Source organism: Rhodohalobacter sp., from assembly GCF_034521535.1.
Lineage (GTDB): Bacteria > Bacteroidota > Rhodothermia > Balneolales > Balneolaceae > Rhodohalobacter.
The window spans coordinates 100,098-113,411 of record NZ_JAXHMF010000006.1 but is presented as its reverse complement, the minus strand read 5'-3'; the positions used below and the strand labels follow the sequence as shown (position 1 = coordinate 113,411).

Annotated in this window: 6 protein-coding genes; 5 read left to right on the top strand and 1 reads right to left on the bottom strand. The window is 42.1% G+C overall.

The window, feature by feature from the left end; translation table 11 throughout:
- Positions 1 to 4: 4 nt before the first annotated feature.
- The 5 genes from U5K35_RS12790 (at position 5) to U5K35_RS12770 (ending at position 10,270) form a co-directional block, all read left to right on the top strand.
- Positions 5 to 3,091: a TonB-dependent receptor gene (locus U5K35_RS12790; RefSeq protein WP_322571881.1), complete on the top strand. Its 3,087-nt coding sequence runs from the start codon at positions 5 to 7 to the stop codon at positions 3,089 to 3,091.
- Positions 3,092 to 3,101: 10 nt separating this feature from the next.
- Positions 3,102 to 4,574 carry a RagB/SusD family nutrient uptake outer membrane protein gene (locus tag U5K35_RS12785; protein WP_322571880.1) on the top strand — a complete coding sequence of 491 codons (1,473 nt, stop codon included), beginning with the start codon at positions 3,102 to 3,104 and terminating at the stop codon, positions 4,572 to 4,574.
- Between the two features lie 39 nt (positions 4,575 to 4,613).
- The gene (locus U5K35_RS12780; RefSeq protein ID WP_322571879.1) at positions 4,614 to 5,882 is read left to right on the top strand and encodes a LamG-like jellyroll fold domain-containing protein; all 1,269 of its coding nucleotides are present in this window, start codon (positions 4,614 to 4,616) and stop codon (positions 5,880 to 5,882) included.
- Positions 5,883 to 5,994: 112 nt separating this feature from the next.
- Positions 5,995 to 8,022 carry a glucoamylase family protein gene (locus tag U5K35_RS12775; protein ID WP_322571878.1) on the top strand — a complete coding sequence of 676 codons (2,028 nt, stop codon included), beginning with the start codon at positions 5,995 to 5,997 and terminating at the stop codon, positions 8,020 to 8,022.
- 16 nt (positions 8,023 to 8,038) lie between these two features.
- Positions 8,039 to 10,270 (top strand): glycoside hydrolase family 3 N-terminal domain-containing protein, encoded by a 2,232-nt coding sequence (locus U5K35_RS12770; RefSeq protein ID WP_322571877.1) that lies wholly within the window; start codon positions 8,039 to 8,041, stop codon positions 10,268 to 10,270.
- Between the two features lie 13 nt (positions 10,271 to 10,283).
- Here the strand turns inward: U5K35_RS12770 and U5K35_RS12765 are convergent, their stop codons facing one another.
- The gene (locus tag U5K35_RS12765) at positions 10,284 to 13,034 is read right to left on the bottom strand and encodes a triple tyrosine motif-containing protein (RefSeq protein WP_322571876.1); all 2,751 of its coding nucleotides are present in this window, start codon (positions 13,032 to 13,034) and stop codon (positions 10,284 to 10,286) included.
- Positions 13,035 to 13,314: the final 280 nt, after the last annotated feature.

The following is a 13,314-nucleotide window of genomic DNA, read 5'->3' as shown; positions in this document are numbered from 1 at the left end:
GAAAATGAACAAATCCATTACAGATTGTGATTTTAGGAAAATGATGAGAGTTATAGCTGTAAAAACGTTTTTTATGTCTTTTGCTCTCCTTAGTACTGTTTTGTTTCAAACAGAATTTGCAATTGCACAGCAAACAGTTACCGGTACGGTGGTTGATGCGCAATCAGGTGAAACTTTACCGGGAGTCAATATTCGCGTAAAAGGCAGCGATACTCGCGGGACAGTTACCGATTTTGAAGGAAATTTTACCCTAACACTTCAACCCGATGAACAGATTCTGGTTTTCTCATATGTGGGTTACATAGCTCAGGAAATTACCATTGATGGACGTGAGGAATTTTTTATAGAATTAGAGCCCAGTATTGGTGAGTTGGATGAACTGGTTGTAATTGGCTACGGATCAGTAAGAAAACGTGATGTAACGGGAGCAATAGGTCAGGTTTCGGCTGAAGAAATTGGTAAAATCACCAGTTTAAATGCAGAGCAATCACTACAGGGAAAAGTAAGTGGTGTACAAATAACTACAACATCCGGTGCGCCCGGAGCCGGTGCTGCCGTTCGTATTCGTGGTGTAGGCACGTTTAATAACTCATCACCGATCTACGTAGTTGACGGGGTAATTATTGATGATATCTCATTTCTGAACCCTGCAGACATTCAATCGATGGAAGTTTTGAAAGATGCATCTGCAACGGCCATTTACGGGTCAAGGGGTGCGAATGGTGTCATTCTTGTTCAAACCAAAACCGGGGCCGGCCTTGATGGCGAAACGTTAGTTTCAGTCTCAATAGAATCCGGTATACAGCAGCTCGAAAATAAAATTGACCTCTTAGACGGGCGCGAGTTTGCTATAATTGCCAACGAAATCAGAGCCGGATCATACAATAATGTAGATCTTGTTCCAAACACCGACTGGCAGGATTTAATTTTTGATGTGGCCCCCATTCAGAATCACCAGATATCGGTTAGCGGTGCATCCGAAAATTCCGATTATTATGTGAGTCTGGGATACTTTCAACAAGGTGGTATCATTGAAAAATCTAACTTTGAACGGCTCAATCTAAAAATAAACAACAACTACAACATTAGTGAGTCGGTTAAGCTTGGCAATAATCTAACCATATCGCCCTACAAACAGCGGGTTGCACCCAATGTAACATTTGCCGCTTACCGTGCCCAGCCCCTTCTTGAACCGTTCTACGATGATGGCAGTTATGGAGTTGTATTCAATGTGGGAAATCCTCTGGCTGACCTCGAAAACTCTAATAATTTTAATAGCGGTGTACGAGTAGTTGGAAATGTGTTTGGAGAGTTTACGATCGCAAATGATTTGATGCTTCGTAGCAGTTTTGGAACCGATGCTGCCCTTAACCGAGGCAAAAGTTTTACACCGGCATTCACAGTTTTCAACCCGGATGGTTCCGAGTCTCAACAGAACAACGAATTTAGTGATCTCTTTAAAAGTGAGGGTATTAACTACAATCTGCTGTGGGAAAATACGGCCAATTACATCAAAGAGATTAATGAAAAACATCAAGTGAATGCGGTTGCAGGTATTACCATACAGCAAACCAAATCAGAAATCCTTCAGCTTTCCGGACAAAATGTGATTCGCGACGGTGAAGAGTTTTGGTATATGCAACCGTCCTACATTATTGATGAGGCAAATAATATCAACATGCTCTCCTCCATTTTTAATGGAGTTGATCCAAACCAGTTTTACAACATGATATCGTATCTGGGACGGGTTGTGTATTCCTACAATGATAAGTACACAACTACATTAACCCTGCGACGAGACGGATCATCTAAATTTTCCGAAGAAAATCGCTGGGGTACATTCCCATCGGTTGCTTTCGGGTGGAATATCGACAGAGAAGCATTTATGCAGGATGTCACTTTAATCAACAATCTTAAACTGCGTGCCAGCTGGGGAAAAATCGGTAATGAAAAAATAAGTTACTACGACCGATTTGCCCGGGTTAATTCCAATTTGGTGGCTGTTTTTGGAAACCCTGATGCCACTTACATCGCTTCTACTTACGGCCAATCGGGTAATCCGGATTTAAAATGGGAAACCACAACACAAACGGATGTTGGATTGGAAATTGGCCTGCTTGATAATCGGCTTTCCGGTGAGTTTGATTTTTATAACCGGGTAACCGACGATATCCTGGTCGAACTATCAACTCCCGGACATCTTGGAAACGGCCAGGGCCAGCGTGTACGCTTTAATGCCGCCTCCATCCTCAACAGAGGAGTTGAATTCAGGATAAACTGGAGGGACTACATCGGCGATTTCTCTTATGGATTAACTGTTTTAGGTAATACCGTTCATAATGAGGTGCAGACTATAGGTGGCATCAGCGGCGTAGATGATGAGTTAATCGGCGGATTTTTGGCAAACGGCCAAAGCGTTACAAGGTCTGTTATAGGCCGTCCAATAGGTTCATTTTTTGGATATAAAACGGACGGAATCTTTCAAAATCAAGCTGAACTCGATAGCTATCCAAGTTCGTCACAAGCCGGCGTAGGCGACTTACGTTTTGTTGATATAAACGGAGATGGACAGATTAATGGTGACGACAGAACCTACCTTGGCTCTCCTATTCCAAAATTTGTATATGGTTTTTCAGTTGATCTGGACTATAAAAACTGGGATTTCTCGGTTGGCTTCCAGGGACAGTACGGTAATAAAATATTTAATGGTAAAAATGTTGTCCGCCCCGATCCCTACAACTTTGAACAACATGTTTGGAACAGATGGACCGGCGAAGGAACCAGCGATACTGAACCGCGTCCCTCCTATGGAGGCTACAACTTTCTGCCATCAGACCGATTCATCAGTGATGGTTCTTACTTGAGATTAAGAAGCTTGAACATTGGATACAGCATACCCTCTACTATTGCAAATGCAATTCAGATGGCAAGGGCTAGAATTTACGTCAAAGCTACAAACCTATTCACCTGGACTGAGTACTCTGGCTATACACCGGAAATCGGCAGCGGTAATGTACTGTCAAACGGAATTGATACAGGTGTTTACCCGATTCCGAGAGTCATTTCCATTGGAATAAACACAACATTTTGAGGCCATAACTATGAAAATCTTTCAACTTTTACTTATCACTGCTGTACTTGTTGCCTTTACAGGTTGCGAGGATTTCCTAAGTGTTAGCCCCCAAAGCCAGTTAACTCAGGAAGTGTTTCCAACAACAGAAGAAGATGCTCTTCAGGCAACCAACGCTGTATATTCTACTCTGCGAGAGTGGCACTACCACAGTGGCGGCTTTCCCATTCTGGATATCATGTCGGACGATGCCCACAAGGGCAGCAATCCCAATGATGGGGCAAATACTGTAGGTCCTTATGATAATTTTTCCCACACCCCTACTCAAGATGGGCTCGACAGATGGTGGAACTCCCTATATCAGGGAATTCGAAGGGCAAACATTGTGCTCGAACGGGTAGAACCTATTGAGATGGATCAGCAACTTAAGAGCAGATACCTTGGCGAAGCCAGTTTTTTACGCGCATTGTACTATTTCGATTTGACACGTGCGTTTGGGGGTGTTCCTTTAGTCACAGAAGTTGAAACAGCAATTGAACTTTCTAAATCACCTCAAAGTGATATTTATACACTTATTGAACAGGATCTGCTGTTCGCCATTGACAATCTTCCAGCTAAAAGTGAATACGGACCCAATAATCTAGGCCGTGCAACTGCAGGTGCAGCCAATGCTCTGCTTGCTAGAGTGTATCTGTTTCAACAGGACTTTTTAAACGCCGAGGAGTATGCACTTGAAGTTATCCAATCAGGCGATTATGACCTGGAACCTAATTTTATTGATGCCAATGGTCCCGAAGGAGAACATGGTGTTGAGTCGGTATTTGAAATAGGTGCCGTATCTACTGCCGGTCAAGGAGGCAATCAATATGCCAACACTCAGGGCGTTCGAGGCACACCAAACCGAGGATGGGGATTTAACCGGCCAAGTGTTGATTTACGCGATGCTTTCGGTAACAACGATCCGCGCAGGGAAGCGACCATCATCGAACTAGGTGATGTAATTGACGGTATCGAAATTGCCGGCGATGGTACCACCCCGGATGAATACGTTGACGAGAACGATATTCTGCAAATTGAAAGCTACAACCGTAAAGTGTGGATTCCCGGCACCTCAACAGATACTCAATATGGCCACAATCGCCGCCTGATTCGCTACTCAGATGTGCTTTTAATGGCTGCAGAAGCTCTTAATGAAAATGATCAACCAGATGAAGCCTTAATCTACCTTAACCAAGTTCGTGAAAGAGCACGACAAGGAGATGAATCTATACTCCCGGATATCACAGAAACGAATAAAGAGATTCTCAGAGATCTGATTATTGAAGAGCGCAGAGTAGAACTTGCGCTGGAAGGACACCGTTTCTGGGATCTTGTACGAACCGGGAAAGCAGAAGATGTTCTGGGCCAATATGGTTTCATTAGCGGTAAACACGAACTGTTACCAATTCCCCAAAGTGAAATCGACCTGTCGCAGGGCGTACTCACCCAAAACGATAATTGGTAAAAGATTACAAACTATCAACCCAAATAAAATCATACTATTATGAAGATTAAAAATACCTACCTACTGATAATTTCAGCTATTGTTATGATAGCTGTAATGTTTCAGGCATGTGGAACTGACAGTAATGACCCTGTCAATTTGAATATTGAATCCATAACTGCTGGCGGCGTTGACCTGAACACCGCACAGTCGCCGGATGATGTGCCTGTTGATGCAACCATAGAAATTACATTTAATTCCAATGTGAAAGCTTCTACGGCAACTTCAGCTAACATATCGTTAATTCAGGATTATGACGATACAAATATTCCGTTACAGATCTCAGCAAGCGGACAAACCATTACCATACAACTTCAGGAAGAGCTGAGTTCGGGTGCACTCTATGAGCTCATTCTTGGTGCCGGATTGTTGAACGAAGAAGATCAGCCGTTGGCAACCACTTCCCGTTCCTTTACCACAGCGGGTACATTTAGCCCTTCCGGAATGGTTGCTCATTGGACATTCGAAGATAGCCCGGATGATATAACCGGTAATTATCCTTCGTCTGCTGATGTTGATATGACCTACACTGAAAGCCGAAACAGTGAAGCAGGCCTGGCAGCTACCTTTAATGGTAATACCAGCATTATTGAAATACCCAATGCTGATGAACTCATAAATACTTCTGATTTTACCCTTAGTTTTTGGGTTAAAACAAATTCAGAAGGACATGTAAATGAAAATGGTGATCCTACAGGCCATTTTGTAATTGGATTAGGCGCTTTTTGGGGCATCCAGTTTGAAGTAACTGCAAATTATGAATCTGCCAAGTTTGCCATTCAGTTCGAAACAGCAGATGGTACGCCTGTTGGAGAAGATATGTGGTTTCCTGCAGAAGCAACCGATGCTAACAGTGGCGGCTGGCAGGGATGGGATTTCGCCAAAAGCTTGACCATAGAGCAGATGGTTAATCTTTTAAAAGATAACTGGCTCCATGTTACTTTGAGTTATGATGGAAACGACCGCAAAGCACGGCTCTATTATGACGGTGAACTGATGAAGAGTTTTGACTTCGATCTGTGGCCTGAAGATTCCATACAACGAACGGTTACAGGCATTCAATATGCCGGCCAGGAACCCGATGTTGTGAATGATCTTGCATTTGGTTTTATACAATCACGAGCAGGAACCATGTGGGATAACGAACCTTGGGGAGGATACGATTTCCCTACAGCACAGCATTTTAAAGGCCAACTTGATGATATAAAAGTATATCACAAAGTACTTACAGATACTGAAATCCAGTTGATGTATCAGTCTGAAAATTAAAAAACAATATGTGGCCCATGCGGAAGTATGGGTCACTTTTTTTCTCAAATTTATATCTCTTCTCTTGATTATCGGGGGTTTTTAGTAACTATTAATATTTTTTGGTGAATGTATGAATTACAAACAGACCCTGCCCGCCTTCCCGATTGTGAAACAACTTCGCAGTATATTTTTTGTTCAATTCTTGGTCCTCATTCTTTTTGCGCAAGGTTGTAATAATAAAAGCACTGAACAGAATACAGATGTACTTCAACTCATAAAAGTTACTGCTAATAATAAAACTCTTTCACCAAGCCAGACAACAACTGATATTTCGACACAAACTGAATTTCTGATTGAATTTTCTTCCCCGATTAATGCCCAAACAATTGCCGAAGCTGTAACTATTCAAGATGCAGAGCAACAAACCGATATTTTGGTGAATACCGCTTTAACTGACGGAGAACGTGTAATTTCAGTTAATTCTCAGGAGAATTTAGAATACAACACTGTTTACCGGCTTATTATTTCTGATGACATTCAGGCTTCACATGGAGCTGATTTCCCCGGAGCCGAATTTACATTTGAAACCATAAATGGATCAGGAGAGGTTATCTCAGCCACCGTTAACAATCAGGAGCTGGAAGAGCAAAATATATTAAGAGATGTAACTTACAATTCAATATCCTTAGAGTTGACGTTTTCTGATGTGATCAGCGATCAAAACATTGAAAATATCATCAGAATCACTCCCGTAATCGATGCTGAGTACTCCTTCTCAAATGATTCACTGACAGTTACTATCACATCACAGGAAGAGCTGGATTACTATCGCCACTACTATATCAACATCAGTGATAATCTTACCTTTAAAAATGGATTCGATTTTGAATCCTTTAACAGAAGGTTTCAAACCGGATTAAACCCGGAATACAAATTTCCGGAAATAACGGATATGCAGCTGCTCGATAAAATACAGGAAGCAACATTCAAATATTTCTGGGATTTTGCGCATCCCGTAAGTGGGTTGGCACGAGAACGAAACACTTCAGGTGATACGGTAACCATCGGTGGTAGCGGATTTGGTTTAAAAGCTATTTTGGTGGGCATACATCGGGGGTTTATTACAAAAAGCCAGGGAGTCGAACGTCTGAATAAAATTGTGGACTTCCTCACCTCCGCAGATCGTTTTCACGGCGTTTGGCCACACTGGATGCATGGAGCCACTGGAAATACCATACCTTTCAGCGAATATGATGACGGCGGGGATCTTGTGGAAACAGCATTTATGGCTCAGGGACTGATCACCGTAAGGGAATTCCTGGACGAAAGCATTCAGGAAGAAAATGAACTAATTAGTAAAATTAACGGCCTGCTCGACACTATTGAATGGGACTGGTATACCCGCGATGGACAGAATGTTTTATACTGGCATTGGTCAGAAAATCATGGGTGGCAAATGAATATGCAGGTTCGCGGTTACAATGAAGCTCTAATTGTATATTTGCTGGCGGCTTCTTCAACAAACCACGGAATAGAACCCGACGTGTACCATCAGGGATGGGCGCGATCAGGAAACATCACCAATGGGCAATTATTTTACAACATCGAACTTCCAGTGGGATATGATTATGGTGGCCCTCTTTTCTTTGCACATTACTCATTCCTTGGGCTCGATCCGAGAAATCTTACAGACACCTATGCTGATTACTGGCGGCAAAACAGAAACCATACGCTTATCAATCGCGAACATTCTATTGTTAATCCCAATAATTTTGTTGGCTACAGCTCCGATAGCTGGGGATTAACTGCCAGTGACAATTTTGAAGGCTATCTTGCCCATGAGCCAACCAGAGATAATGGTACAATTACTCCCACTGCCGCCATTTCTTCTATCCCCTACACACCCGAAGAATCGATGGATGCCATTCATCATTTCTATTACGTACTGGGTGATAAACTTTGGGGGGAATATGGGTTCCATGATGCATTTAACCCAACGGAAGGATGGTGGGCAGATTCCTATCTCGCTATTGATCAGGGGCCGATCATCATCATGATTGAAAACCACCGGACAGGTCTGCTTTGGGATCTGTTCATGCAGGCACCGGAAGTTCAGGATGCCTTGGACTCTCTTAGTTTTGAAACCGTAAATGAATAATTAAATAGGGTTTACTATGAAAAAATTACATCTGCTCATTGTACTTTCAGTACTTCTGGCTTTTGCAGGATGTGGCAGTACCGATATTAAAAACAGTTCAAAAAGCAGTATCGATCAAAAAGTAGATTCACTGCTCTCAATCATGACGCTTGATGAAAAAATTGGCCAGCTCACACTCTATACAAGTGACATGGATCAGACAGGCGCATTTTTACGTCCGGAATACCTCGAGGACATAAAAAATGGAGATGTGGGTGCTATTTTTAATGCCTACGGAGCCGAGTACACAAGAAAGTTACAGGAAATTGCTGTGAATGAAACTCGACTTGGAATTCCTTTGATGTTCGGGTATGATGTTGTTCATGGGCATCGCACTATTTTCCCCGTTCCCCTTGCCGAAGCCTCAAGCTGGGACTTAGACATGATGAAACAAACCGCTGAGATTGCTGCTCGCGAAGGAGCTGCCGAGGGTCTGCACTGGACTTTTGCTCCGATGGTCGACATTTCAAAAGATCCGCGATGGGGACGCGTTATTGAGGGAGCCGGAGAAGACCACTACCTTGGATCGAGAATTGCCGAAGTGAAAGTACAAGGGTTTCAGGGAGACGATCTAAAAGATTTGAATACTCTTGCAGCAACTGTAAAACACTTTGCCGGTTATGGAGCTGCCCAGGCAGGTCGCGATTATCACAGTGTGGATATGTCTGACAGAGAACTCCGGGAAGTTTACCTCCCTCCTTTTAAGGCTGCTATTGATGCCGGTGCCGTTTCTGTGATGACGGCATTTAACGATCTGAACGGAATACCGGCAACAGCAAACTCCTATCTTTTTCAGGATATTTTGCGTGATGAGTGGGGATTCGACGGATTTGTTGTTACTGATTACACAGCCATTATGGAGCTCCTGTTTCACGGTGTGGCAGAAAATGAACATCAGGCAAGTAAACTCGCTCTCGATGCAGGTGTAGACATGAGTATGCAGGATGGTTATTACCACCAAACACTGGCAGATCTTGTTGAAGATGGAAGAATCGAAGAGAGCCAGATAGATCGTTCCGCGGGTTATGTGCTTCGGGTAAAATTCCAACTTGGTTTGTTTGATGACCCTTTCCGATACAGTTCAACCGAGAGGCAAGAGCAGGAAATTATGACACCAGAAAATATAGAAGCTGCACGAGATATGGCAAAGCGCTCAATTGTTCTGCTGAAGAATGAGAATCAGTTGCTTCCTATCAGTGAGGATATCCAGACCATAGCTGTAATCGGGCCAATGGGTGATAATCAGCGAGATATGATCGGGAGCTGGTCTGCTGCGGGCGACTGGACAAAATCCGTTTCGCTGTTGCAGGGTTTGAAAAATCAAAAACCGGATATTGAATTTATTTTTGTTGAAGGAACTGGAATCAATGATGATAGCCGTACAGGATTTGCAGATGCGGTTGAAGCCTCTCAGCGTGCCGATTTAGTGATTCTTGCGCTCGGTGAGAGCTACGAAATGTCGGGCGAAGCTGCCAGTCGCACAGATATCAGTCTACCGGGTGCACAGGAGGACCTCGCCAGGGAAATTCACGCTACCGGTAAACCCATTGTGGCGGTATTAATGAACGGCCGTCCCCTAACCATCAACTGGCTTGATGAAAATATTCCATCAATTCTGGAAACCTGGTTTTTGGGAACCACTGCAGGTGATGCCATTGCTGATGTTCTTTTTGGCAACTATAACCCATCAGGAAAACTGCCAATGACATTCCCAAGAAACGTGGGTCAAATTCCAATTCACTATAATATGCGGAATACCGGCCGACCGTTCGATCCCAACAGCAAATACACAACCAAATATCTGGACGTTGAAAACGAACCACTCTACGTATTTGGATACGGACTCAGCTACACCACGTTTGATTACAGCCCCGTTTCGCTCTCCTCAAAATCTATGGACGTAAGCGGAAGCATAGACGCCACTGTTACCGTAACCAATACAGGTAACCGGGCAGGTGAAGAAGTAGTTCAGTTTTATCTGCATGATAAAGTGGCTTCTGTGGCACCACGCGTAAAACAACTTAAAGGATTTGAAAAAATATATCTTGAACCGGGTGAGTCGAAAGACGTAGTATTTAACATAACCAATAACGATCTGAAATTTTACAGACTGGACATGAGTTATGGTTCTGAACCGGGTGAATTTATGATCTTCATTGGTGGAAACTCGCGCGACACGCAAAATGCAGAATTTGAACTACAGGATTGATCTGGGAACTGCTTTAGAACGTCATAATCAGTTCGGTAAGATTTGTTTCCGTAGAAATTTCCAGGCGTTTTCTCAGCCTGTATCTGCGTTCTTCCACTCCCCGAACTGAAATATTTAGCAGAGGTGCGATCTCTTTTGAGGAAAGATTCATCCGTAAATAAGCACACAGCCTTAGGTCACTTGGCGTTAACTGCGGATAGGTTTCCTTCAGGCGTCTGAAAAAGTTTCCGTGAGCTTCATTGTACAGTTGTTCGAATATCTCCCATTCGTGTTCATCTTCAACACCATCTTCAATCAGTTTCATCAATTTGGTATAGCTTTTATCAGGAAATGATTCTCCAAGATTATCCTTTTGAAGCTGAAGTTCATCTTTAATCGTACTGAGGAGATTGTTTTTTCTCATAATCGCCATAGTGTTCGAGGCTAATTGAGATGATTTATGATCAACTTCGGACTGTAGCTTTTCGTTTTTGAGTTTGATGATCTCTTTATTGGCTTTTTCGCGATCCCGAGCCATTTCAGTGTGTCTTTCACTCACAAATCTCCCATGCTCTTTCCATCTTTTTCTCGAATAATACAAACGAAGTGTTATGCCTAATGAAGCAAACATCAAAAAATATAAAAAGTATGCAAACGGTGATTGGTACCAGGGCTTTTGAATTGTAACTGTGACAGAAGTCGTTTCTGTTAAAGAACCGTTGAGATCTATTGCACGTACAGAGAAAGTGTACACTCCCGAAGGCAACCTCAGATATTCTGCTTGTTGATCTTCACTCCAGCTACTCCAGCCTGCATCTAAATTATCAAGTTTGTATTGAAAAAACGCTGGAATACCTGCAAGCTGTGACGTTGACCAGTTAAATGTTACTGTGTTATTTTGGTTTGATAGTTCAATCTCATTTTCTTCTTCAGTATTAAAAACAGTTTGATTCTCTTGATAATCAACAGCGCTTACAGATTGTATACGAACGCGTGGGATGGGAAACTTGGAATGACGGGTTTGTTCCATATCTAAAATTGCAAACCCGTCATCCAGACAGAAAAGATGCAGATTTTCGGTTAGCTGAACCACATTTTCATATCCTTCCACTAGGTTAAAATTATACATATCGGGAAGTACCCTATACAGTAGCTTTATAGAATTAAAATGGACTTCCAATAACAGGATTTCAGAATCTTTAATAACCCAAAAGCGCTGCATTCCGGCCGGAATAATATTTTTAACGACTCCGCTCTCCGTAAAGAATTGATCTAACCCATTAAAGTGTACAAACTGCTCATGAATAGCATCCCATTCATAAAGGGTGTCGGCAACCGAAGTCATTATTCTGTTGCCAAGCTTAAACACCCTGTTGTTATTTAGAGGCAGACCATCAGCGAGACTTACATTTTTCACATTAGAAATATTGTCGAACTGTATATTTGGCTGTAGTTGAAAAATACCGCGTACCGCATGCCCAAGCCAAATATTTCCAAGATGATCGAATTCAAGAAATCTTGCGGGGGCCTGAAAACCGGTCATTATGTTTGACTGTTCCCAAACCGAGTCATTTTTCTGATAGACCACCAGATTGTTGTACGTGCTTTGCAGTAAAATATTCCGCGATTCTCCGGGATACCGTTTTAAATTATATCCGCCGTTTTCATAACCAACTTTTCTAAGGGTTTTGTTCTCTATTACAAAGGTCCCGTCATTTAAACCGGCATAGAGTACCCCTTCAATTTCTTTAATGAACCAAACCTGCCCCTGGGAATCAGGTATCAAGGATATATCATAGAAACTTCCATTTTCATTACTCTTTAACCAGTAAATACCCTGATTGGTACCTATATAAAGTTCATCATTAAAAAGTTCTGCGGAATATACACTGCCGATATCGTCCATTTCGTAGCTATAGACGTTAACAGGTGTATTGAAATCGATATAATCGAGCCCTCTGTCCATTCCTACCCATAGATTATCCACCGAATCCACTTCAAGTGATAAAATGGTGTTATTCTGAAGATGGCTTTGTGTATTGATGTTTTTGATTAGATTGAAGTTTAAGTCGAAGATATAAAGGCCATTCAGAATGGTTCCCACTACTATTTTATCTTCAGTACGGACCATTTTATTAATCTGATTCTGAATAACCTCTTCTGTTCTTTCTGCATCCCAATCTTCAAATGTTTGCCCGTCGTACGTATACATCCCGTTTGAAGTACCGATCAAAATTTTATTTCCCTTGAGATCAATAATCGATTTAACCTCTTCATCTTCCAGAAAATCACTGCCCGGAACAAGCTCAAATTCGTCATCTACCAGACGGTATAATCCACCCTGTATTAACTGAGAATAAACCCGGCCTCCCGCTAGATGTGGCAACATAAAAGAACCCGGAGTATTTAAGCGATAAACATCCTCTCCATTATAGGCATAAACAGAACCAAAACTGTGGAAATAAATAACCCCTTCGTACTCAACAATCTTCCATACTTCATCATTATTCATCTCCGGGTTTTCCAATCGGGATGCCAGCGAATGGTATAGAAGCTCTCCTGATTCAGATTCTTCCCAAAATCCAAAATCCTCGAACGAACCTGTGTAAATTCGAGCGTTTATGTACTCAACTGAACGAAACATCGTTTCTTCAGGCAGATTATGCAGGCGTGTTGCTTCCCCATCTATTACGAGAAGACCATAATTATTGGCAACAAGTATCCGTTGAGAGCCATCAGTCGCAATATCCCAGTTTTGATTACCTACCTTCTGTTGAGATGTCAAAAAGTTATTTACTTGAAAATTGGTCTGGGTCAAACCATCAGTCAAATTGAAACAAAAGAAGAATAATAAAATCAGGTAAATACGGCGCATATTAATATTCTCTCTTTAAAAAAAATTAGCGGAGGAAATCTAATAATTCATGCTTTTCACTTTTCAGTTAACTCAAATTTTAAGAAAGTATTTACCACTTGTAAACTACAAACCTTCTATCCACTTAAATTATTATAAGCTTCACACGCTCATTAACTTAAGTATTATATCGAACTTTAGTGAATAAGGC